The 22,724-nt window shown below is 67.1% G+C and carries 19 protein-coding genes; 6 read left to right on the top strand and 13 right to left on the bottom strand.

The features are described 5' to 3' along the window. Positions 1-12: 12 nt before the first annotated feature. Entirely contained in the window at positions 13-1,377 is a 1,365-nt protein-coding gene (locus EDF39_RS07855; protein WP_055959595.1) for a cystathionine beta-synthase, read from the bottom strand. Between the two features lie 85 nt (positions 1,378-1,462). After that, entirely contained in the window at positions 1,463-3,352 is a 1,890-nt protein-coding gene (locus tag EDF39_RS07850) for an ABC transporter ATP-binding protein (RefSeq protein ID WP_123942384.1), read from the bottom strand. A gap of 284 nt (positions 3,353-3,636) precedes the next feature. Between EDF39_RS07850 and EDF39_RS07845 the strand changes: the two genes are divergently transcribed. After that, a complete protein-coding gene (locus tag EDF39_RS07845) occupies positions 3,637-5,229 on the top strand; it encodes a LuxR C-terminal-related transcriptional regulator (protein WP_055959599.1) in 1,593 nt (530 codons plus the stop codon). An 81-nt stretch (positions 5,230-5,310) separates the two neighbouring features. Here EDF39_RS07845 and rplL read toward each other — a convergent pair whose 3' ends face one another. From rplL to EDF39_RS07825, 4 genes are all read right to left on the bottom strand, one after another. Further along, a complete protein-coding gene (gene rplL / locus EDF39_RS07840; RefSeq protein WP_055959601.1) occupies positions 5,311-5,694 on the bottom strand; it encodes a 50S ribosomal protein L7/L12 in 384 nt (127 codons plus the stop codon). A 64-nt stretch (positions 5,695-5,758) separates the two neighbouring features. Further along, entirely contained in the window at positions 5,759-6,274 is a 516-nt protein-coding gene (gene rplJ, locus EDF39_RS07835) for a 50S ribosomal protein L10 (RefSeq protein WP_123941889.1), read from the bottom strand. A gap of 486 nt (positions 6,275-6,760) precedes the next feature. Further along, a complete protein-coding gene (locus EDF39_RS07830; RefSeq protein WP_199726159.1) occupies positions 6,761-8,329 on the bottom strand; it encodes a cell wall metabolism sensor histidine kinase WalK in 1,569 nt (522 codons plus the stop codon). Beyond that, positions 8,326-9,087: a response regulator transcription factor gene (locus EDF39_RS07825; RefSeq protein WP_055962145.1), complete on the bottom strand. Its 762-nt coding sequence runs from the start codon at positions 9,085-9,087 to the stop codon at positions 8,326-8,328. Before EDF39_RS07825 ends, EDF39_RS07830 begins: the two co-directional genes overlap by 4 nt. Positions 9,088-9,294: 207 nt before the next feature. Here EDF39_RS07825 and EDF39_RS07820 point away from each other — a divergent pair, with 207 nt between their 5' ends. Then, positions 9,295-10,839 carry an ABC transporter permease gene (locus EDF39_RS07820; protein ID WP_123941888.1) on the top strand — a complete coding sequence of 515 codons (1,545 nt, stop codon included), beginning with the start codon at positions 9,295-9,297 and terminating at the stop codon, positions 10,837-10,839. 39 nt (positions 10,840-10,878) lie between these two features. Beyond that, on the top strand, positions 10,879-11,547 hold the full coding sequence (locus EDF39_RS07815) for an ABC transporter ATP-binding protein (RefSeq protein ID WP_123941886.1): 669 nt from the start codon (positions 10,879-10,881) through the stop codon (positions 11,545-11,547). Here EDF39_RS07815 and EDF39_RS07810 read toward each other — a convergent pair. From EDF39_RS07810 to EDF39_RS07785, 6 genes are all read right to left on the bottom strand, one after another. Further along, on the bottom strand, positions 11,534-12,487 hold the full coding sequence (locus tag EDF39_RS07810) for a biopolymer transporter Tol (RefSeq protein WP_123941884.1): 954 nt from the start codon (positions 12,485-12,487) through the stop codon (positions 11,534-11,536). The genes EDF39_RS07815 and EDF39_RS07810 overlap by 14 nt on opposite strands. An 86-nt stretch (positions 12,488-12,573) precedes the next feature. After that, positions 12,574-13,413, bottom strand: a complete 840-nt coding sequence (locus tag EDF39_RS07805; protein ID WP_055959613.1) for a carbohydrate ABC transporter permease — start codon at positions 13,411-13,413, stop codon at positions 12,574-12,576. Positions 13,414-13,416: 3 nt separating this feature from the next. Beyond that, on the bottom strand, positions 13,417-14,427 hold the full coding sequence (locus tag EDF39_RS07800; protein WP_123941882.1) for a carbohydrate ABC transporter permease: 1,011 nt from the start codon (positions 14,425-14,427) through the stop codon (positions 13,417-13,419). Between the two features lie 41 nt (positions 14,428-14,468). Further along, positions 14,469-15,800: an extracellular solute-binding protein gene (locus EDF39_RS07795; protein ID WP_055959616.1), complete on the bottom strand. Its 1,332-nt coding sequence runs from the start codon at positions 15,798-15,800 to the stop codon at positions 14,469-14,471. Positions 15,801-15,969: 169 nt separating this feature from the next. Continuing rightward, complete coding sequence (locus EDF39_RS07790) at positions 15,970-17,118, bottom strand: Gfo/Idh/MocA family protein (RefSeq protein ID WP_055959618.1); 1,149 nt, start codon at positions 17,116-17,118, stop codon at positions 15,970-15,972. After that, positions 17,115-17,855 carry a sugar phosphate isomerase/epimerase gene (locus EDF39_RS07785; RefSeq protein ID WP_233573011.1) on the bottom strand — a complete coding sequence of 247 codons (741 nt, stop codon included), beginning with the start codon at positions 17,853-17,855 and terminating at the stop codon, positions 17,115-17,117. The genes EDF39_RS07790 and EDF39_RS07785 overlap by 4 nt, the downstream gene beginning before the upstream one ends. A gap of 213 nt (positions 17,856-18,068) precedes the next feature. On the opposite strand from EDF39_RS07785, the gene EDF39_RS07780 reads away from it, so the two are divergent. Next, positions 18,069-19,277 (top strand): ROK family transcriptional regulator, encoded by a 1,209-nt coding sequence (locus EDF39_RS07780; RefSeq protein ID WP_123941878.1) that lies wholly within the window; start codon positions 18,069-18,071, stop codon positions 19,275-19,277. A 126-nt stretch (positions 19,278-19,403) separates the two neighbouring features. Next, the gene (locus tag EDF39_RS07775; protein ID WP_233573049.1) at positions 19,404-20,051 is read left to right on the top strand and encodes a YqaJ viral recombinase family protein; all 648 of its coding nucleotides are present in this window, start codon (positions 19,404-19,406) and stop codon (positions 20,049-20,051) included. Here EDF39_RS07775 and EDF39_RS07770 read toward each other — a convergent pair. Further along, entirely contained in the window at positions 19,993-20,646 is a 654-nt protein-coding gene (locus tag EDF39_RS07770) for a Pr6Pr family membrane protein (RefSeq protein WP_123941874.1), read from the bottom strand. The two genes, EDF39_RS07775 and EDF39_RS07770, sit on opposite strands and share 59 nt — an antisense overlap. Positions 20,647-20,778: 132 nt before the next feature. Between EDF39_RS07770 and EDF39_RS07765 the strand changes: the two genes are divergently transcribed. Then, positions 20,779-21,780: an NADP-dependent oxidoreductase gene (locus tag EDF39_RS07765; protein WP_233573010.1), complete on the top strand. Its 1,002-nt coding sequence runs from the start codon at positions 20,779-20,781 to the stop codon at positions 21,778-21,780. The last annotated feature ends 944 nt before the right edge of the window (positions 21,781-22,724 follow it).

Below are 22,724 nucleotides of genomic sequence, written 5' to 3'. Positions count from 1 at the left end.
GAGCTTTCTCGGTCATTCCGACAGGTAGGCGAGCAGGTCGTGGCGGGTCACGACGGCGGCGGGCTTGCCGTCGGAGGTGACCAGGAGGGCGTCGTTCTTCTCCAGGGCGCGGCGCGCCGTCGTCACGGGCTCGTTGAGTCCGACGAGGGCGAGGGGCGCGCCAATGAACTTCGCCACGGGATCCGTCATCTGCGCGGCGCCGGAGAACACCTGCTCGAGGAGCGCCCGCTCGTCGACGGCTCCGACGACCTCGCCGATGACGACAGGGGGCTCGGCTGAGAGGACGGGCATCTGCGAGACGCCGTACTTGGCCATGATCTGCACGACATCGCGGACGGTGTCGGAGGGGTGGGCGTGCACCAGGTCGGGCAGGGCGCCGCTCTTCGACGCGATCAGGTCGCCGACGGTCTTCTCGGCTCCTTCGTCGCTGAAGCCGTACGAGCGCATCCATCGGTCGTTGAAGATCTTGCCCAGGTAGCCGCGCCCGCTGTCGGGCAGCAGCACCACCACGGTGTCGTCCGGGCCGAGGTCGCGCGCGGCCTCCAGCGCAGCGACGACCGCCATGCCGCTCGATCCGCCGACGAGCAGCCCCTCCTCGCGGGCGAGGCGGCGAGTCATGTCGAACGACTGGGCGTCGGAGACGGCGATGATCCGGTCGACGACCGACCCGTCGTAGGCACCCGGCCAGAAGTCTTCGCCGACGCCCTCGACGAGATAGGGGCGGCCGGTGCCGCCCGAGTAGACGCTGCCCTCCGGGTCGGCGCCGACGATCGTGACGCGACCCTCCGACACCTCCTTGAGGTATCGGCCGGTGCCGCTGATGGTGCCTCCGGTGCCGACACCGGCGACGAAGTGGGTGAGGGCTCCGTCGGTGTCGCGCCAGATCTCGGGGCCGGTTGTCTCGTAGTGGCTTAGAGGGCCGTTCTGGTTCTCGTACTGGTTCGGCTTGAACGCACCGGGCGTCTCGCGTACGAGGCGGTCGGAGACGCTGTAATACGACTCGGGGCTGTCGGGGGCGACCGCCGTCGGAGTCACGACGATCTCGGCGCCATAGGCAGTCAAAACGTTGCGCTTGTCTTCGCCCACCTTGTCGGGCAGCACGAAGATGCAGCGATAGCCGCGCTGCTGGGCGACGAGAGCGAGCCCGACACCCGTGTTGCCGCTCGTCGGCTCGACGATCGTGCCACCGGGTTTGAGGTGCCCGTCGCGCTCTGCGGCATCGAGGATGCGGGTCGCAATGCGATCCTTCGACGAGCCGCCCGGGTTGAGGTATTCCACCTTGACCAGAACGGTCGCGGCGATTCCCTCCGTGACCCGGTTCAACTTGACGAGAGGTGTGTTGCCGATGAGGTCGATGACGGTTTCCGCGTACTTCACTCATCGAGTCTATAGATCGCACCTCCGCGTCACCGGAGCATGACGCCGGTCGGGCGGGCACGCTCCGAGCGGCACGAGCGATCGATCAGGCGATGGCGCTGCTCTGCTGCTCGTACAGTTCGGAGTAGAGGCCGCCGACTGCGACGAGCTCGTCGTGGGTTCCCCGCTCGACGATCCGACCCGCCCGCACGACGAAGATCACGTCGGCGCTGCGCACGGTCGAGAGGCGGTGGGCGATCGCAATCGTCGTCCGCCCCCGAGTCGCCGTGTCGAGCGCGGTCTGGACGATGCGCTCCGAGACGGAGTCGAGCGCCGACGTGGCCTCATCGAGCACGAGGACCGCCGGATCCTTGAGGAGGACCCGGGCGATGGCGATCCGCTGCTTCTCGCCACCGGAGAGCCGATACCCCCGCTCCCCCACCACCGTGTCGTACCCGTCGGGGAACGAGGCGATCGTCTCGTGGATGTTGGCCTGGCGCGCCGCCTCGATCAGCTGCTCGTCGGAGGCCTCGGGCCGCGCGTACCGCAGGTTCTCGGCGATCGTGGCATGGAACAGGTAGGTCTCCTGGCTCACGATGCCGATGTTGCCGACGAGTGACTCCTGGTCGAGATCGCGGACGTCCGACCCGGCAAAACGGACCGCCCCGCCCGACGCTTCGTAGAACCGCGGGATCAGATACGAGATCGTGGTCTTGCCCGCCCCGGACGGCCCGACGAAGGCCGCGAACTGCCCCGGCTCGATGTCGAAGGTGAGACCGTCGAGCGTCTTCTGCCCCGGCTCGGCGTCGGGGTACGAGAACGAGACGTCGTCGAACGCCACTCGCCCGAGGCCCGCCTCGTCGACCCGCTTGGCCTCGGCCGGCTCGCGAATGGCGGGGGTCAGGTCGAGGTACTCGAAGATGCGCGCGAAGAGCGCCCCCGAGGTCTGGATGTCGAGGGCGACCCGGAGCAGGGCCATGAGCGGGAACGTCAGCCGCGACTGCACGGTCGTGAACGCCACGATCGTGCCCGCCGTCACGTCGACGCCGCCCTGGATCAGATACGCGGCGACCACGTAGATGACTGCCGGGATGATCGTGAGGAAGATGCTCACCACGGCGAAGAAGCCCTGCCCGCTCATCGTCTGCCGAACCTGCAGACCGATCTGGGTGCGGTTCTCGGCCGAGTACCGCTCCACCTCGGTGCGCTGCTGGTTGAAGCTCTTGGCGAGAAGGATCCCCGAGACGCTGAGGGTCTCCTGCGTGATGGCGGTCATATCCGACAGCGACTCCTGCGTCTGCGTCGCGATTCGCGCCCGCACCTGACCGACCCGGCGCTGGGCGATGACGAGAAGGGGAAGCAGGATGACCGCGACCACGGTCATCTGCCACGAGAGCAGCAGCATGGCGACGAACGCCGCGATGACCGTGACGGTGTTGCCGAGCACGCTCGAGATCGTGTTGCTCAGCACGTTGGCCACACCGCCGACGTCGTTCTGCAGCCGCGACTGGATCACCCCCGTCTTCGTCCGGGTGAAGAACGCGAGCTCCATTCGCTGCAGGTGCCCGAAGAGGCGGATGCGGAGGGCTCCCATGACCTTGTTTCCGACGGTCGCCGTGAGATAGGTCTGCCACACTCCGATGCCGGCGGACAGCACCCACAGCCCCACCATCGCGCCGACGAGCCTGGTCAGCACGGCGATGTCGGGCCCGCCCGCCGGGAAGAGCCCGCGGTCGAACGCCTGCTGGGTCAGCAGTGGCGGGATCACGCTGATGCCCGCCGAGATCAGCACGAGAACGACGGTGACGACGATCGCCCGACGGTACGGCGAGAACAGGCTCCGGATCCGCCCGAAGAGATCCGGGATCCGAGGGGCCTCGGCATTCGCGGCCCGCTGCGCCTTGGCATCGGCTCCGGATACCCGGCCGGGCCCGCCCGGCCGACCGCCGCCCCCACGAGCGCCCCGCATGCCCCCGCCCGAAGCGACTGAATCCATCTTGCTCACGGCGTGCCCTTGCTCATTCCGTCACTGTAGGCCTGTCGAACGAGGCGAGGCGGCGGCAGAGGGCTGACCCCAGTTGGGGTGGACTTGCGAATTCCCCGGTTGAAAAAGAAATCTCAGTTTATGATGTTGATCAGGTAGGGGCACGGAAGCCAGGGGGGACTCACGGAAGACCTCCCGACACCCGGTCCGCCCGACGATCGACCTTCCGCTCTCCTCCCGACCGCCGCATTCCCCGTCCCGAGCGGGGAACTACCCGATGTGGCAGAGGTAATCCCGTGAATTCCCGAAACGACACGACCGTCGAACCCGAAACCTCGACGGCACTCCAGCTCGACAATCGCACCATGCTCGACACCGTCGAGAGGATGTGGCCGCAGATCGCGCCGATCCAGGGGGCGAGGCTTCGCGAGGCCGTGCGCAGCGTGCCCGAATCCGAATGGCGCGGTCGCGCCCGGATCCTGCTCGCGCTCGCGGTCAGCCACCGGTCTATCGGGTCGACGAGCCGAAGTGCCGCGCTCCCCTGGTTCCGCGCCGTCGACAAGAACATCAAGGCCGACCCGGAGAGTCCCATCGACGTGCGGGCGGGCTACCTCGTCCACTTCGCAGCGACGCTCCGCACCCTCGGCGACGTGAATGCCGCCCGCACGCACCTCGAGACCGCGCGGGCGATGATCGAGCAGGACACCTCGCTCGAGATCAGCCGACGGATCGACCTGAGCGCCTCGTTCTCGTTGCAACTCGGTCTCGTGCGCGTGCACCTCGGCGCCTACGACGAAGCCCTTTTCGCCCTGTCGCTCGCCGAGGGGCTGGCGAGCGAGCACCTCCCGACCGCCGAACGCGTCGAATGCCACTCGGCACTCGCCTACGTCGCCTTCCAGTTCGGCGACTTCGCCCGCGCCGAGAGGCAGATCGAACTCGCCGCACAGCAGGCCGACGGCACCGAGCTGCTCCGCAGCGGGTTCGGCGCGCTCGCCCAGATCACGCGGTTCCACCTGCTGATCGAGCGCGACGCTGTTCCCCACGACCTCGAGACGCAGCTCCGTGATGTCCGCGTCGCCAGTCGCGGAACCGAGTGGGAAGCCCACGCGGCGTTCGCCGAGGCGCTCGCGCGCCACGCGGCCGGCAGCGAGATCGAGGCGCTCGATCTGCTCGGCCGGGTGACGCGGCTTCTCGCCTCCTTCACGGGGGATCAGGTGCTCGACTCGGCGTCTCGGATCCTTCGCTCCGAAGTGCTCCGCACGCTCGGCGAAGTCGTCGAAGCACGGCAGGCGATGGCAGATCTCGAGCCGGGGCAGCACCACGTGACATGCCCGGCACGGGTGGGGGCGCTCGCCTCGTTCCTCCTGGGCGATCCGCAGGCGGCCCTCGACACCCTCGCCGACTGCATCGCCCTCGGCGACCTCCACTCCGACCGCGTACGAGCGCAGATCTTCGCCATCGTCGCCGCCGCACAGGACGACCTCGGCAATCGCGTCGCCTCGAACATCGCCTTCGACCGCTCGCTGCTGATGTCAGCGACGAACGGAACGACCTGGGCGTATCGCCCGCTTCCCCACGAGGTGCTCGACAGCCTGCTCACGCGCGCCGCAGACCGTGAGCAACCCGCTCGCGTGGCAGCCCTGCTCGAACGTCTGCAGGGCACGACCCCCGCCGAGACCGTCGTGCTGGCCGACCCGCTCAGCGAGCGCGAACTCGTGATCGTGCGCCACCTGGCGACCGGAGCGACCCTGAACCAGATCGGCAACGAGCTGTTCATCTCGGTCAACACCGTCAAGAGCCACGTGCGCAGCATCTACCGCAAGCTCGGGGCGACGAACCGACGCGAGGCGATCGCCCTCGCGGTGCAGCTGGGGCTGGCCGACGGCTAGAGCCCGCGGTCGACAGCAGGACGCGAGAAAGCCCCGGACCTCTCGGCCCGGGGCTTTCCCGATGGTGCTGGTGAAGCTGAGTTACTTGAGGGTGATCGTGGCGCCAGCGGCCTCGAGAGCAGCCTTGGCCTTCTCGGCGGTCTCCTTGTTGGCACCCTCGAGGACGGTGCTGGGGGCACCGTCGACGACAGCCTTGGCCTCGCCGAGTCCGAGGCTCGTGAGCGCACGGACCTCCTTGATGACCTGGATCTTCTTGTCGCCAGCGGCCTCGAGGACGACGTCGAAGGAGTCCTTCTCCTCGACCTCTTCAGCGGGGGCGGCGGGGCCAGCGGCACCGGCAGCGGCGACGGGGGCAGCAGCGGTGACCTCGAAGACCTCTTCGAACTTCTTGACGAAGTCGCTGAGCTCGATGAGCGTGAGCTCCTTGAAAGCCTCGATCAGTTCGTCCTGGCTGAGCTTTGCCATTGTTTTCTCCTTATTGCGTTTCTAAAAAGTGGGGTGGTGGTGCTTGTAACGAGTACCGAGCTGCTTACGCAGCGGTGTCCTGCTTGGCACGCAGCGCCTCGACCGTGCGAACGGTCTTGGAGAGCGGGGCCTGGAACAGGTACGCCGCACCGAACAGCGAAGCCTTGAAGGCGCCAGCCAGTTTGCCCAGCAGCACCTCCCGCGACTCGAGGTCGGCGAGCTGGTTGACCTCGGCTGCGGTCAGAGCGTTACCGTCGAAGTAACCGCCCTTCACGATCAGCTCGGGGTTCGCCTTCGCGAATTCACGCATGCTCTTGGCCACGGCGACAGGGTCTCCGTGAACGAAAGCGATAGCCGACGGGCCGGCGAGTTCGTCGTCGAACAACGAGATCCCCGCAGCGTTCGCCGCAATCTTGGTGAGCGTGTTCTTCACGACGGCGTAGGTGGCGTCCTCACGGATACCGGTGCGCAGCGTTTTGAGCTGAGCAACGGAGAGGCCGCGGTACTCGGTGAGCAGGACGGCGGTCGAGCTACGGAAGAGTTCCGTGAGCTCGGCGACCGAAGCTTCCTTGTTCGCCATGTCGCTCCTAACGTGTGAATGCTGGCAGCCCCTGTGGACTCTTACGAATCCCGGTTATCGCACAAAAAAAGCTCCGCGCAGACGCACGGAGCTTGAAAGCTTCACACACCTGCGCGGGACGTCTCTTGTAAGAGAACCTTCGGCCGACGCCTGCTTTGCAGCGGGCACCGACAACCAGCGGTCTTGGGCTTCGACAAGCATAGGTGCCCGTTCAGGATCCTGCAACTCGTGCTCACGCCACCCGCTCACCTGCACCCCGGCGCCCTCCCGGGCCGCCCGGGCCGCCCGGGCCGCCCGGGCGCCGAGACTCCAGTAGTCGTGGGTGCAGGCCTGCCGCACCCGCACCTACTGGAGTCTCGCGCTCGACGCACCCCGCAGGATCCTGCGCCCCGGCGGGGTGAGGCGGTGAGACTCCAAAAATGGCCCATCACCGTGAGCGGGATGGGCCATTTGCGGAGTCTCGCCGAACTGACAAGGGACGAGCAGCTACGAGACAGCGGGAGCGGAGGTCGGCGCGGGAAGCGGGGCGGGAGCGCCCTGAGGGGCGCGCTCCAGGGGCAGGCGCACGGTGAAGACGGCTCCGGGGTCGGCGTTGGACGCCGTGACCGTGCCGCCGTGCGACTGAACGACGGCTTGAACAATCGCGAGCCCGAGCCCGGTCGAGCCGGCCTTGCGCGAACGCGAGCTGTCGGCCCTCGCGAACCGCTCGAACAGCACCGGCATGACGGCGGGGTCGATGCCCGGTCCGTTGTCGGTCACCGTGATGACCGCCTCGTGCGTCCCGTCGTCGCGCTCCAGGTTCACCCAGATCTCGGTTCCCTCCGGCGTGTGGGTGCGGGCGTTCGTCAGAAGGTTCGCGACCACCTGGTGCAGGCGCATCGGATCGCCGAGGAGGGTGATCGGCTTCTCGTCGACCGAGACGTCAAAGGTGTGGCCGGTCGACGAGACGTGTGTGTCGTGGACGGCGTCGAGGACGATCCGGGTGAGGTCGGCCTCCTTTTTCACCAGGTCGGTGCCCTCGTCGAGTCGGGCGAGCAGCAGCAGCTCTTCGACCAGCGACGTCATACGGACCGACTCCGATTCGATACGACTCATCGCGTAGACGACGTCTTCGGGCAGGTCTTTGCCCATGCGGCGGGTCAGCTCGGCATACCCGCGGACCGAAGCCAACGGAGTGCGGAGCTCGTGCGAGGCATCGGCGACGAACTGCCGCACCTTATTCTCGGACTCCTGCCGGGCCGTGAGCGCATGCGAGACGTGACCGAGCATGCGGTTCATGGCGGCGCCGACGCGGCCGACCTCGGTGCGGGTGTCGGTGTCTTCGTCGGGAACGCGGTCGTCGAGGGCGACCTCGCCTCGGTCGAGCGGCATCTCAGAGACGCGCGACGCCGTGTTGGCGATGCGCTCGAGGGGTGCAAGGGCGTAGCGGACGGTGACGAGCGCGAAGAACACGGCGACGGCGATACCGACGGCGGCGATGATGGCGATTCCGGCGATCAGCTTGGAGACGGGGCCGGTGACGCTGTCCATAGGCAGCGCAACAGCAACATGCACGACCACCGTCTCGTTGGTCGTCCTGTTCGTGAGCGGCACGTTCGTGGCCTCAACGCGGTAGCGCCCGTACGACCCGCCCAGATCCATTGTCCGAGGCGTGTCACTCACGGCCAAGTTGGTCAGCGCGGTTGTAGCCGACTCCCCTACGGAACCCGGCGTCCCATCTTCAGTAACTTGCTGCGAGTCCAGCAGTTGCCCCTTGAGCGAGACGATCGCGATGGTCCCGACGATCTGACCGCGGCCCGCCTCCGAGCCAAAGCCTTCGCTGGGCTGTGTCGGAGCGGACTGCACAAGCGCCCGCGAGAGGCTCGACTTCACATTCGCGTCGAGCTGCGACTCCAGAACCTTCTGCAACACGAGCACGGAGAGCACACCGATCACAATCGCCAGCAACGCCGAGATCGCGACAATACTCAGCACCAGCCGACGCCGCAGCGTCAGCGGGCCGCGCCACGAGCGAGCCCACCCGCGGACGGCACTGGCGGGGTGGAACGAGCTCACGAGAGGGGCTTGATCACGTAACCCACGCCGCGGACGGTGTGGATCATGGCTTCTTCGCCGGCGTCGATCTTCTTGCGCAGGTACGAGATGTAGATCTCGACGACGCTGGATTTGCCGCCGAAGTCGTAGCTCCAGACGCGGTCGAGAATCTGCGCCTTCGAGAGCACGCGGCGGGGGTTGCGCATGAGAAAGCGGAGCAGCTCGAACTCGGTGGCGGTGAGCTCGATCTCGCGACCGGCGCGCGACACCTCGTAGCTCTCTTCGTCGAGCACGAGGTCGCCGACGACGATGCGCGAGTCGCCACCCTCCGACACCATGGCGGCGGAGCGGCGAATGAGGCCGCGGAGGCGGGCGACGACCTCTTCGAGGCTGAACGGCTTCGTGACGTAGTCGTCGCCGCCGGCGGTCAGGCCCGTGACGCGATCCTCGACGGCGTCTTTCGCGGTGAGGAACAGGATCGGGGTGTCGTCTCCACCGTTGCGGAGGCGGCCCAGCACCTGAAGGCCGTCGATGTCGGGGAGCATGACGTCGAGCACGATCGCGTCGGGCTTGAACTCGCGAGCGAGGTTCAGGGCGGTCTGCCCGTCGGGTGCGGCCTTGACCTCCCAGCCCTCGTAGCGGAGGGCCATGGAGAGCAGGTCGGTGAGGCTGTTCTCATCGTCGACGACGAGCACGCGGAGGGGCGAGCCGTCGGCGCGAGTCAGGCGCGGAGCGGCAGGTGCGGTGATGGGGGCTGAAGTGGTCACGTTTTCAAGTATCTGGGGTTTTCTATGAGCCGTCTGTGATGACCTGATGAGCCAGCCCTGGAATTCCCACACGGGCAATCGACCTGCCTCATCAGGGATTGATAGGCCCGCGATAGTCCGGGCATAACGCGTCTCCCTACGGTTCTGACGTTCGCACAGCGAGCGAGTGCGCCCCCTTCGCACGATCACCACGACCCCGCACCACTCCAGAGGAGACCCATGTTCTTGACCTATCTGTTCCGGGAGCTGAGCAACCGGCGTAAGCAGACGGCCATCATCGCGACCGGCATGGCACTTGCCATCGCGCTCGTGATCATCGTCAACTCGGTGGCGGGCGGTGTGAAGGCCGCGCAGTCGACCGTTCTCGAATCTGTCTACGGCGTCGGCACCGACATCACGATCAGCCAGACCCAGACCCCGTCGTCGACCGGCGGGCGCCCCACCTTCAACTTCGGCTCGGGCGGGGGCACGACCTCGGGCAACAGCACGTCGCTCTCGCAGTCGAGTCTGACTGCCGCCCGCGGCACGGCGACCTTCGCCGACACCGCCCTCACCACCGTCGAGAAGACGACCGGCGTCAAGAACGCCGCCGCCACGCTGTCTCTGCAGCTCAACGACTTCTCGGGGACCACCACGCAACAAGATTCGGGCACGACCGGAACCCAAGGATCAGGCACGGGCGCCGCACAGCAGGAGCCCACGGGCACGGCCACGGGTGCTCCCGGTGGCGGCACTGGCGGAGGTTTCGGCGGAGGCTCGTTCTCGTTCGACCAGACCACCGTCTCGGGCGTCAGTGTGACCGCCGACGCGGTCGGCCCCCTCACGAGCGTCGAGCTGACCAAGGGCCGGACATTCGCCGCCTCCGACGCCGGCAAGAACGTGCTCGTCGTCGACAGCGCCTACGCGAAGACCGAGAGCCTCGCCGTCGGTGACTCCAAGAAGATCGGCGACACGACCTTCAAGGTCGTCGGCATCGTCACCTCGACGTCGTCGTCGTCGACCACCGGCTCCGACATGTACATGCCGCTCGACACCGCCCAGAAGGTCGCCGACCTCGACGGCAAGATCAGCACCATCTACGTGAGCGCCGAGTCGTCAACCGACGTCTCCGCCGTCAAGACGGCACTCGAGAAGGCGCTGCCCAAGGCCACCGTCTCGACCGAGTCCGACCTGGCCTCGAGCGTCTCCGGCTCGCTCTCGACCGCGTCGAGCCTCGTCTCGAGCCTCGGCACCTGGCTCTCGATCATCGTGCTGGCCGCGGCCTTCTTGATCGCGATCCTCTTCACCGTCTCGGGCGTCACCCGCCGCACCCGCGAGTTCGGCACTCTGAAGGCGATCGGCTGGTCGAACGGGCGCATCGTGCGCCAGGTGGCCGGCGAGTCGCTCGTGCAGGGCCTCATCGGCGGAGTGGTCGGCGTCGTCGTCGGAATCCTCGGCGTCGTGATCATCAACATCATCGCCCCGACGCTCTCGGGCGGTGCGGCATCTACTACCGCCGGCGGCATGGGCGGCGGCACTCCCCCGGGCGGCGCCGCGGGCGGCACCGGCACGGGAACCGAAGGCGGAACCACGGGCGGCGCGGGATCCTTCGGCGCCCAGGTTGCGACGACGGCCACCGAGGTCAGCCTGCATGCCCCGATCGCCGTGACGATCATCGTCGTGGCGGTCGCCCTCGCGGTGATCGGCGGACTCCTCGCCGGCGCGATCGGCGGGTGGCGGGCATCGCGCCTGCGACCGGCCGAGGCGCTTCGCAGTGTGGCGTAGGCCGCGGATCCTGATCTCTCTTCAACCGAACGGAACCCCATGTACACGCTGAAAGACGTCACCAAGACGTACGTGCAGAAGAAGCGCACCATCACGGCCTTGAACAAGGTCACCCTCGAGATCCCGACCGGTCAGATGGTCGCGATCCAGGGCCCCACCGGCGGCGGTAAGTCGACGCTGCTGCAGATGCTCGGAGCCCTCGACAAGCCCACCTCGGGCGAAGTGCTGCTGGGCGACAAGAAGGTGTCGGGCCTCGTGGAGTCGAAGCTCGCCGACGTCCGCGCTAAGGAGATCGGCTTTGTCTTTCAGAGCTTTAACCTGATTCCGACACTGACGGCGCTCGAGAACGTCGAGACCGCCTTCGCGAGGTCGTCGATGTCGCGCGACGAGCAGAAGGCGAAGTCGGCGGCGGCCCTCGAATCCGTCGGACTCGGCGAGCGCGGCGACCACCTCCCGGCCGAGCTCTCGGGCGGCCAGCAGCAGCGCGTGGCGATCGCTCGCGCGCTGGTCAAAGAGCCGCAGGTGCTCCTCGCCGACGAGCCGACCGGATCGCTAGACGAGACCACCCGCGACGAGATCATGGAGCTCCTCGAGGGCGTCTGGCGCGACCGGGGGTTGACCTTCATCATGGTCACCCACGACTCGTCAGTGGCCCGTCGCGCCGAGCGTCGGCTCTATCTCAAGGGCGGCCAGGTCAGGGACGCGTAGCGAGGGGGTACGCGGCAGCAGCGAACCGCCGCGAATCGGGCGCCCATCCGGCCACGTTGATCGTGCCCTGGCCGCCGAAGAGCGGCAGCAGATCACGTGCCGTCTCGGGCAGCGGTTCGCCCCGGTCGAGTTCCATCACGCGCAGCACGACGTCACGGTTCTCCGGGTGGCCGAGCGTGCCGGCGCCGTAGGCGACGTAGACCAGCCGCGACTGGTCGGGCGACGGGTGCGGAAACCAGTCGACCGTGTCAGAGACGAGGATCCGCGACACGTCCGATCCGTCCGGCCGAATCCGCGCGAGCTGCGCGTGCCCCGCCTCGGTCGTGAACCGTTCGGTGTTGAACCAGACCCACGCGCCGTCGGGCGAGAACTCGGCGCCGTCGTCGGGGTGGGCGTCGTCGGTGACGAACGTCGTCGCTCCGTCGGCCACCGCCACCAGGGCGACGTTGGTGCGCCAGTCCGTCGTCGGCGACGTCGTCGTCGGGCGCGCGCCGACGATCACGGTGAGCGTCGAGCCGTCGGGTGAGACGCCGTGCAGGTAGTTCTTGTAGCCGCGGCCGTCCGGGTGCTCACGGGTGATCCGGCGGCCCGAGCCACCGTCGAACGGCACCTCGTAGAGATGGCCGTCTTTGGCGCTGACCACGATCGACGATCCGTCGGGCGCAATGCAGTGGTCGTTGTTGATCTCGGGCACACCGGCCATCTCGACCGGCTCGAGCACACCGTCGCCGGCCTCGCCCCCGTTGTGTGCCGCGCCCCCGTCGACCCGGAGCCGCCAGAGGAGCCCGTCGCCGTTGACGACGAGCCACCGCCCGTCGTGGCTCCAGTTGGGAGCCTCGACGAGCACCTCGCCGCTCTCGAAGACGACCTCGGCCTCACCGGTGACGGCATCCACGATCAGGATCTGGCAGACCTGACCCGGGAGGAGTGTGCGTGGCATGGTCTCACTCTGCCCTTCTGGGCCGGGTCGATCGACGCTGTGCGGGATCCTTCGGTTCGGTGCTCGTCGGCCAGGCGCTCCGGGTGCTACTTGACGGCACCCGAGGAGAGGCCGGTGATCAGGTGCTTCTGCACGAACATGAAGCCGATCAGGACGGGCAGCGAGACGACGACCGAAGCGGCCATGAGCTGGTTCCAGTAGACGTCTTGCTGGGACGAATAGGCCTGCAGGCCGATCGCCAGGGTACGGGTGTCGTTCGACGTGAGCACCGAGGCGAAGAGCACCTCTCCCCACGCCGTGATGAACGCGTAGACCGCGACCGCGATGATGCCGGGCTTCGCGACCGGGATGATGACGCGGAAGAGCGCACCCATTCGGCCGGTGCCATCGATCATCGACGCCTCCTCGAGCTCCTTCGGGATGCTGGCGAAATAGCCGGTCAGCATCCAGATCGAGAACGGGAGTGAGAACGTCATGTACGTGATGATGAGGCCCGCATACGAGCCCGTCAGCTGAAGACCGGAGGCGTTGCGGATCTGCACGAAGATCAGGAACAGCGGCAGCAGGAAGAGGATGCCGGGGAACATCTGCGTCGACAGCACCACCAGACTGAACGGTCGCTGGCCCTTGAACCGTAGGCGAGCCAGAGCGTAGGCCGCGAGAACGGCCATGATCACGCTGAGAATCGTCGCCGAGCAGGTCACGATCAGGCTGTTCTTGAAGTACTGCGCCAGCGGGACCGTCTCCCAGATGTCGAAGTACGGCTTGATGGTGAAGTTCGAGGGGATCCAGGTGAAGGCGCCCTGCACGTCGGCGAGGGGCTTGAGCGACGTCGTGACCACCACGTAGAGCGGCACCAGGACGACGATGGAGAGGAAGGCGAGTCCGAAGAATCGGAAGACCTTGAATCCGGGAGTGACGATCATGGCTTAGTCCTCTTCTCCGGGCTTCGGCTTCGGAAGCACCATACGGATGTAGAAAGCGGAGGCGATCAGGAGCACGATCAGCAGCAGCACGCTCATTGCACCGCCGAGACCGAAGTTCCAGTTCGAGAACGACTGCTGGTAGATGAGGGGCGAGATGAGAGTCGCCTCCTTGGGCGACGCAGCGCCGAACAGCACGAAGGGCACGTTGAACTGGTTGAAGATCCAGAGGCCCATGATGAGCATCAGGACGGCGTTGGCCGGCTTGATCATCGGAAGCGTGATGCGGGTGAACTGCTTCCAAAGGCTCGCACCGTCGAGAGCGGCCGCCTCGTAGACGTCGCCGGGGATGTTCTGGAGTGCTGCCAGAAGCATCAGGAAGGCGAACGGCCACATCTGCCAGGCGGTCACGATGACGATCGCCCAGAAGGAGTTGCCGCCGAGCAGCCAGAACGGCCGGTCGCCGCCGAACAGGTGGAGCTGATCGACCAGGAAGTGGTTGATCGCGCCGTCGGAGCGGTTGAACATGAAGGCCCAGGCGATGGTGCCGACGTACGAGGGCAGGGCGTAGGGCACGAGAAACAGCGTGCGCAGGATCCCGCGGCCTCGGAACGAGGTGGTAAGAAGTACCGCGCCGAGCATTCCCATGCTCCACGCGATCGCCAGCACGATGATGGTGAACCCGATGGTGCGCCCCAGAGCCGAGTAGAACTCGGCCCCGATCGAGGAATTCGGGTTGAGCCCGTTGACGAAGTTCTGGAAACCGACGAACGGGGCATCGACCCAGTTGGCGATGCTGAGCTGGTTGAGCGTGATGAACGCGATCCAGATGCCCAGCACCATCGGCAAGAGGTGGATGAGGAGCTCGGCCAATGCGGCCGGAGCGATGAGCCCGTAGGGCAGGAGCGAGGGGCGCTTCTTCTTGCGGGCGGGCCGCAGCGGAGCGGATACGCTCCGCTGCGGCTCTTCCGGCAGACCACTCTCGGTCGACGCGGGAGGCAGGACGTTGAGGGTCATGACGGTTCCCTTCTAATGCTTGTCTGTCAGTCGGATCGAGATCACTGGCTGGCCGTCATCTGGCTGTTGGCGTCTTCGAGAGCCGACTTGACGTCGGATTCGCTGACGTCCTTGCCCTGCGCGGCCTGCGCGAGCAGGTTCTTAATGGCCGTTCCGACGAGCGTCTCCATCTGGCCCTCGCTGACCTGCAGCGGCATGGGCTGGGCGTGATCCTTGAGGATCTCCTGCTTGAGCTTGATCGCGTCGGTCTTGAACGCCGGGTCGTCATAGGCGTCGGTGACGACGGGGATGGACGCGAACGACTTGTTGAGCGACTGCTGCGCGGGAACGCTGGTCATGAACTTGACGAGCTTCTCGGACCCGGACAGGTTGCCCGTGTTCTTGAAGATCGACAGGTTGATGCCGGCGACGTGGCTCTGGGTACCCAGCAGCCCGGTTGCATCCGCGGTCTCCATCGGGACCGGCGCCGCGGCGTAGTCCGTGAAGTTCCGCGCTGCAAGCGAAGCCCCCGGCGCCTGGTCGAAGAACATGGCGGCCTTGCCGTCGGCGAAGGTGGCGGCCATGTCGGAGCCGTTCACGCTCTCGGCGTCGGAGGGGTTGACCACCTTGTCGGCGCCGATCAGATCGACCCATTGCTTGATGCCCTTGACCTCGCCGTCGGAGGCGAACGTCGGCTTGCCGTCGGCGTCGTAGAGCGCTCCGCCGTTCTGCAGACCCCGGACGAACGCCTGGTGCGCGTTGTTCGAGACGCTCGAGCCGGCCATCGTCACACCCCACTGGTCGATCTGCCCGTCGCCGTCGGTGTCTTTGGTGAGCTTCTTGGCGTCGGCCACGAACTCGTCCCAGGTCGCGGGCGGTGTGTCGATGCCGGCGGCCTTGAACATCTTCGTGTTGTAGTACATCGAGTACGACAACCCGTAGAGCGGCACCGACGTGGGCGCCTTGCCCTCGGCACCACCGGTGGCGTAGCTCGACGCGACGAACTTGTCTTTGCCGCCGATGGCCTTCAGCGCATCGCCCTCGAACGGCACGAACGCGCCGCTCGACTGGAGCGAGGTCGCCCAGGTGTTGCCGATCGACAGCACGTCTGGCCCGTCACCCGACGAGACCGCGGTGAGGATCTTGTTGTAGAGGTTGGTCCACGGGATGACCTCGATGTTGACCTTGATGCCGGTCTCGTCGGTGAACTTCGCCAGCTCGGCCTTGAGGACCTTCTGATCGCCCTGGATCGTCGGAGCCTGGTTGCTGGCCCAGTAGGTCAGCGTCTTAGTCGAGTTGGCATCGCCGCCGGAGGACGACGAGCACGCCGTCATGCCTCCGATAGTCATGGCGCCGACGGCAACTGCCGCCAGCCACTTCGTTGTGGTGCGCATTTTTTCTCCTGGTGTCTCTTCGTTGAGGGAGGGATGGAGCTTGGAGCTGTGTGGGATGGTTCCTGTCGTTCCGGTGGTGTCGTGCAGCTGGGACGGTATTTCGGTAGTGCCGTAAGGGGGTCGAGAGAATCTCGGGCCGACCCGCTCGAGGCGGGTCGGCCCGAAAGGATCAGGTCAGGGTCGCGACAGAGGGATCCCAGTCGGCCGGGAGCTCGTCGGTGGGCTCGAGCGTCGACTCGACGACGACGCTCTCCCCCTTCTCGGCGGACTCGGCGAGCGAGACCATGATGTCGAGAACGTGGAAGGCGAGCTCTCCGGGAACGCGCTCTCGGCGACCCTCGCGGATCGCCTGGGCGAGCTCGGCCACCCCGGTACCGCGGGTGAAGGTCGACCCCTCGGAGGGGACCACCGTGGGCTCGTCGGCGCCGGTGTAGACGACCGTCTCACCCTCGAAGTTGTTCGGGTCAGGGAACACGGCCGTGCCCTCGGATCCTGCGATCTCGACGAAGCCGGCGCGAGGCAACTTCGAGTCGAACGAGAAGATGCTCTGGGCGCTGGCGCCCGACTCGAACTGGATCAAGGCCGACACGTGCGTCGGCACCTCGACCGGGAACTCGGTTCCGGCCTTGGGGCCCGAGCCGATCACGCGGGTCTCGCGTGCCTTGGACGCCGTGGCGGTGACCTTAGCCACGGGGCCGAACACCTGCACCAGCGTCGTCAGGTAGTAGGGGCCCACGTCGAACATCGGGCCGCCGCCGATGGCGAAGAGGAACTCGGGGCTCGGGTGCCACGACTCGGGGCCGGCGACCTGGAAGAGGGTGAGGCCGGTGAGCGGCGTGCCGATGTCGCCGCGCTTGACGACGCGCAGACCGGTTTGGATTCCGGATCCGAGGAACGTGTCGGGGGCGACGGCGACACGCACGCCGCGGTCTTTCGCCGCCTTGATCAGCTGCGCTCCGCTCTCGCGGTCGAGTGCGTAGGGCTTCTCACCCCAAACGTGCTTGCCCGCCTCGACGGCCCGCAGGGCCACCTCGACGTGGGCCTTGGGGATGGTGAGGTTGACGACGATCTCGACGTCATCGTGGGCGAGCAGGTCGTCGACGGAGCCGGAGCCCTCGACGCCCCACTTAGCGGCCTGGGCGGCCGCGCGGGGCTCGTCGAGGTCGGCGATGAAGAGCACCTTGAGGTCGGGGAACCTCGTGAGGTTCTCGAGGTACTGGTCGCTGATGACGCCGGCGCCGATCACGCCGACGCCCACGGGGCCGGTCTTGCCCTCAGAGGCGACCGGCTTCTGCGTTGTGGTCGTAGCGTCGCTCATGCGCGGACCCCTTCGAGGTAGTCGAGGCTGTCGGCGAGGGCGGTGAAGATGTCGCCCTCGTGGTCGTCGAGCTCGACGACGGGCAGGGCCTGACGAGCCGCGCGCAGGATGTCGCGGACGGGCATCTCGCCCCGGCCGACAGCGACCTGCTTCTTGTCGTCGAAGTTCTTCGGGCCGTCTTTGATGTGGAGGAACTGCACCTTGTCGCCCAGTCGAGCGAGCAGCTCGGCCGCGTCGACGCCGCCGACCTCGACCCAGTAGGTGTCGACCTCGAGCACGACGTTCGCGGGCAGGGCCGCGGCGAAGACCTCGAGCGCCGGAACGCCGTCGATCTTGTTCTCGAGCTCGAACGCATGGTTGTGGTAGCCGACCCGGAGATCGTGCGCGGCCGCCTTGTCGGCGATCTCGCCGAGCTCCTTCGCGATGCCCTCGACGTCTTCGCGGGTGATCCAGCGGGTCTCGTCGATGTGCGGGTCGATGATCGTCGTCACTCCGAGCCGCTTGGCTGCGGCGAAGATCGGCTCGGGGTCGCTGCCGATCAGCTTGACGTGGGCGCTCGGCGCGGTCAGGCCGTTGGCCGGAAGGTGCTCGGCGTACTCGTCGACGCGTTCGACGAACGAGTAGGGCTCGACCTGCGTATAGCCGATCTCGGCGACGCGGGCCAGGGTGCCGGGTAGGTCGTCGGCGATGGCCGAGCGGACGGTGTAGAGCTGGACCGAAAGGGGTGCGTTGGTCACCGTAAGAGTCTCCTCGTCGAAACGTGTTCGCCTGGTTTGAGGCGAATTCCGCCGCATCTGTCGCTGCGGAGTTGATCTCGAGGGCCCGGTTGAACCGGCGTTCCCTCGACCGGAACTCACACTAGGGTCACTTTTGTCGAGCGTCAAGCAAAAGGTGTCTTCCATTCGACATCTTTGCTCGTGGCCGCTCGAAACCTGTGGTTTACTCCTGTTATGTCAGACGCCGCGCGGACGTCCGTCCTCGGTTCGACCGGGGCAGGCGACCTCTTCCAGCTCCTCCGCGACGGTCGCCCGCGCACCCGTGCCGAGCTCGCTGCCATCACCGGTCTGGCCCGCTCCACCATCGGCCTGCGCCTCGACGCCCTCACCAGTCTCGGCCTCGTCGGCCCCGTCGCCGATGCGATCTCGACCGGCGGGCGTCCCCCGTCGCGCGTTGCACTCCTGCCGAGCGCCCGCGTCGTCCTCGCCGCCGACCTGGGTGCGAGCCACGCCCACGTCGCCATCACCGACCTGATGGGTGCCGAGCTCGCCAGCCACACCGAGCACCTCGAGATCAGCCTCGGCCCGGAGGCGGTGCTCGGCTGGATGGTCGAGCACACCGACGCCCTCCTCGAACAACTCGGCAAGACCCGGGCCGATCTCATCGCCGCGGGCATCGGGCTGCCCGGCCCCGTCGAGTTCAGCACCGGCCGACCGGTCAATCCGCCGATCATGCCGGGGTGGGATGCCTTCGACGTTCCCGGCTGGGTCAAACGCCACACCGAGAGCCCGGGTCGGTCGCCCCTTCCCGTCTATGTCGACAACGACGTCAACATTATGGCGCTCGGCGAGCGGACTCATTCCTGGCCCGACGTCGACCACCTCTTCTTCCTCAAGGTCGCCACCGGCATCGGCTCCGGCATCATCTCGGCAGGTCAGCTGCAGCGGGGTGCCCAGGGCATCGCCGGAGACATCGGTCACATCCCCGTCGCCCGCGGCGCGGGCATCTTCTGCCGCTGCGGCAATGAGGGATGCCTCGAAGCCATAGCCTCCGGCCCGGCGATCGCTGCGGCGATGCGGCGGGACGGCCACGACACGGCATCAGGATCCGACGTGCTCGACCTCGTCCGCAGCGGCGACCTCGACGCGGTGCGAGCAGTGCGGCAAGCCGGGCGCGACATCGGCGAGGTGCTCACCACCTGCGTGAGCCTCATCAACCCGTCCGTGATCGCGCTGGGCGGCTCGATGGCCGACGCCGGCGAGCACCTGCTGGCCGGGGTCCGCGAGGTCGTCTACTCGCGCTCGATGCCGCTGGCCACCGAGCACCTCACCATCGTGCAGTCGCGCGCCGCCGACAGCGCGGCGATCCTGGGGGCGAGCATGCTCGCGATCCACTACGCGCTCTCCCCCGAGGCACTCGACACGCTCGCGGCTGCCAACTGATCACGCCGCCCACGCCCTTCGAATTCGAAGGAGATCTGCCCGGGTGACCGCGTCGGATCCTGATGCCTTCGTCGCGCGTCGGCCGTTTCTCCTTCGAATTCGAGGGAGAATAGTGGGGTGACGTTCGTGCAGACTCCCCTCTCCCTTTGGGACGACGAGGATCCCACCCGCCACCACTCCGCCCGCATCCTCGCCGACTCGTCGGATCGCGTCGGCTGGCTCCGCGCCCGCTCCCGCGGCATCACCGCCACCGACGTCGCGAGGCTCTCGAGTGCCGCCGCCGTGCGGGCCGTCGTGCTCGACAAGCTCTACGGCAACAGCTTTTCAGGCAACGCCTTCACCGATCACGGCCGAGCGCGCGAACCCGTCATCGCCCGCTGGGTCTCTCGAAACCACGGCATCGAACCGTCGAGCAAGCTCTTCCACGCGCGCGGTGAGACGCTCCACCTCGCGACTCCCGACGGTGTCGGCGAACGGTCGTCCGGTGAGATCGTCCTGGCCGAGATCAAGACCACCGGCAAGACCTGGCGAAGGATCCCTCGCTCGTACCTCCGCCAGGTGTGGTGGCAGCAGTACGTGCTGGGCGCCGAGCGAACGCTCGTCGTCTGGGAGCGCCACGTCGACTTCGTACCGGTGCCGGGGCCGCCCGAGTGTCAGTGGGTCGAACGTGACGACGACCAGATCCACGGCCTCGTCTCGCTCGCCGATCAGGTCGTCAGCGAGCTACGCCGGCCCGATCGAGACGCGTCGTATCCGCCCCCGTGGGCTCGATGACTCTGAATCGACTCAGCCAGATCACCAGCGCCGACATGCCGGCGATAAACGCGGCGATGCCCAGGCAGTAGAGCAGCACCACACCCCAGCCCAGTTCTTCGACGTTCAAGAACGGGTAGGGCACGAAGCCCTGACCTCGCAGGAGCGTCGCGACCAGCCAGATCACCGGGTAGACGAGAAACAGACCGAGGCGCCCCCAGGCGATGCGGGTGCGATCGCCGAAAAGGATCCACTCGAGAACCGCGAACAGCGGGATCCACTTGTGCAGGATGTCGTTCGACCACGGCACGTTGTAGTCGCTGACCGGGCCATTCGCGAGCAAGAGGTTGTAGACGACGCCGGTGGTCGCGAGATACGTCGCGGTAGCCCCACGAGAGACGACGAGCCAGTGCGGCTGCGTCCCGCCTCGCGCGACGAAGCCGGCTCCGAGAACGAATGTCACCGCGATCAGCAGGTTGCTCTGGATCGTGAAGTAGCCGAAGAAGTTGAAGAAGAAGAAATCGGGTGCCGCCATCGACGAGATCAGCTGAGCCACCACCGCGACGACGACGGCGAGAGCGGCCGCGAGCCGCAGCACGATGAAAAGAGCCTTCATCATTTGAGCGTATCGATAGTTTCCGCATCAGTGACACTCTCGAAACACGGCGGAATCATCGTGCCTCTTTACTGAGGGAACAGGGGGTGCCTCATCAGGGACGCCGCACGACCCCGACGAGAAAGGCCATCGATGACGACGACGACAACGGAAGAGGCCGTGGTGACGAGCACGATGCGCGCGGTGGTGATCACCGAGAACGGGGGCCCGGACGTCCTCGTTCCGAGGGAAATTCCGGTACCCGGGCGACAAGGATCCGAGGTGCTCGTCCGTGTCATCGCGGCGGGGGTGAATCCGTTCGACGCCGAGGCCCGGCGGGGGTTGGCCGGACACTGCGGCTCCCCCGAACTCCCCGCCGTGCTCGGCTGCGACTTCAGTGGCGTCGTCGTCGAGAGCCCCTACCTCGGGCATGCACTCCAACCGGGCGTGGAGGTCTACGGCGTCGCCTCCGTGCCACGGTCGGCCGGAACCTACGCCGAGTACGTCAGCGTGCCGTCGCTCCAAGTGGCTCGCAAACCCAAGTCGCTCTCGCACACCGAGGCGTCTGCCGTGCCGCTTGCGGCCCTGACGGCCTGGGGACTCGTGGTCGACGTGGCCAAAGCCCACGAGGGGCAGCGCATTCTCATCCACGCCGCGGCCGGCGGGGTCGGACACTTCGCCGTGCAGTTCGCGGCGTACTTCGGCGCCCACGTCGTGACGACGAGTTCCGCCCGCAACACCGCCTGGCTCACCGAACTCGGCGCCGCCCAGACGATCGACTACACGACCGGCGACTTCGAAGATCACGTGTCCCTCGTCGATGTCGCGATTAACCTGGTCGACGACGACGGGATCGCGGCCCGCACGGTTGGAGTGGTCCGGCCCGGTGGCCTGCTCGTGCACGTTCCCGTCGGTGCGACAGCGAAGCGCGATGCCCTTGCCGGTCGCGCAACGGCCGCCGGAGTGCGCTTCACCGACTACTCGATGGCCCCCGATGCGACCTGCCTCGCGATCATCGCCCGGCTCCTCGACTCGGGTGACGTCTCGGTCTACGTCGACGACGTCTACGACCTGGAGGAAGTCGCCGACGCCCACCGCCTGCTCGAGTGCGGCCACACGCGCGGCAAGCTCGTGCTCAAGGTGCAGGACGACTGAGCGGTTGCGCGAGGGCGAGCTCTGAGGCCTGTGGCGTCGTCGGCCGCGAGCGTGCGCAAAGCGGGGCCCGGCAGGCAGCCGGAGCCCGAGATGGGCACTCTCGCGGGTGGCCCAGGCACGGAGCTGCGGATCCTGCGTTCGCGCATCAGGCACCCAGCCCCGCGATGCCGACAACACGAGGATCCGGCGGCCGCCCGCGCTCTCATTCCTGAAGCACGCTCTACCCCCATAGCCGCGGCCCAACCGCCGGGCCCGGATCCACCGTTCGCGAATCAGGCATCCAGTCCGCGTGAGACGGGACACACAAGGATCCGGCGCCCACCCGCGCCCACATTCCTGATCAACGCGCGACACCAACCCACTCTCGCCGAACGTGTCCATATTTGGGCCCGGCAGGCAGCCGGAGCCCGGAATGGGCATTCTCGCGGCTGGGCCGGGCACGGAGCTGCGGATCCTGCGTTCGCGATTCAGGCATCCAGCGCCGCTACAACCACAACGTAAGGATCCGGGGCCCACCCGCGCTCACATTCCTGAAGCACGCGCTTGCTGGTACCGCCGGACCAACCGCCGGGCGCGGATCCAGCGTTCGAAAATCAGGCATTCAGTCCGCGCAAAACCAGAGACACAAGGATCCAGCGCCTGCCCACGCTCACGTTCCTGATACGCGCGCGACACCAACCCGCTCGCGCCAAACGTGTCCAGGTTAAGGCCCGGCAGGCAGCCGGAGTCCGGAATGGGCACTCTCGCGGGTGGGCCGGGTGCGGAGCTGCGGATCCTGCGTTCGCGAAACAGGCATTCAGCCCCGTGAAACCGAAAACACAAGGATCCAGCGCCCACCCGCACTCACATTCCTGATCGACGCGCGACACCAACCCGCTCGCACCGAACGTGTTCAGATTGGGGCCAGGCAAGCAGCCGGAGCCCGAGATGGGCACTCTCGCGGG

The organism is Frondihabitans sp. PhB161, assembly GCF_003814635.1.
In the GTDB taxonomy this organism is placed as follows: domain Bacteria; phylum Actinomycetota; class Actinomycetes; order Actinomycetales; family Microbacteriaceae; genus Frondihabitans.
The sequence above is the reverse complement of the archived record's forward strand: the minus strand, read 5'-3'. Positions and strand labels throughout refer to the sequence as shown.

Bases quoted from the DNA above. Each gene is read 5' to 3' on its own strand.
- rplJ (WP_123941889.1), bottom strand. From the start codon at position 6,274: ATGGCGAACAAGGAAGCTTCGGTCGCCGAGCTCACGGAACTCTTCCGT.
- EDF39_RS07780 (WP_123941878.1), top strand. From the start codon at position 18,069: ATGTCAGACGCCGCGCGGACGTCCGTCCTCGGTTCGACCGGGGCAGGC.
- EDF39_RS07805 (WP_055959613.1), bottom strand. From the start codon at position 13,413: ATGATCGTCACTCCCGGATTCAAGGTCTTCCGATTCTTCGGACTCGCC.
- EDF39_RS07810 (WP_123941884.1), bottom strand. From the start codon at position 12,487: ATGCCACGCACACTCCTCCCGGGTCAGGTCTGCCAGATCCTGATCGTG.
- EDF39_RS07820 (WP_123941888.1), top strand. From the start codon at position 9,295: ATGTTCTTGACCTATCTGTTCCGGGAGCTGAGCAACCGGCGTAAGCAG.
- EDF39_RS07790 (WP_055959618.1), bottom strand. From the start codon at position 17,118: ATGAGCGACGCTACGACCACAACGCAGAAGCCGGTCGCCTCTGAGGGC.
- EDF39_RS07800 (WP_123941882.1), bottom strand. From the start codon at position 14,427: ATGACCCTCAACGTCCTGCCTCCCGCGTCGACCGAGAGTGGTCTGCCG.
- EDF39_RS07765 (WP_233573010.1), top strand. From the start codon at position 20,779: ATGACGACGACGACAACGGAAGAGGCCGTGGTGACGAGCACGATGCGC.
- EDF39_RS07795 (WP_055959616.1), bottom strand. From the start codon at position 15,800: ATGCGCACCACAACGAAGTGGCTGGCGGCAGTTGCCGTCGGCGCCATG.
- EDF39_RS07815 (WP_123941886.1), top strand. From the start codon at position 10,879: ATGTACACGCTGAAAGACGTCACCAAGACGTACGTGCAGAAGAAGCGC.
- rplL (WP_055959601.1), bottom strand. From the start codon at position 5,694: ATGGCAAAGCTCAGCCAGGACGAACTGATCGAGGCTTTCAAGGAGCTC.
- EDF39_RS07850 (WP_123942384.1), bottom strand. From the start codon at position 3,352: ATGGATTCAGTCGCTTCGGGCGGGGGCATGCGGGGCGCTCGTGGGGGC.
- EDF39_RS07770 (WP_123941874.1), bottom strand. From the start codon at position 20,646: ATGAAGGCTCTTTTCATCGTGCTGCGGCTCGCGGCCGCTCTCGCCGTC.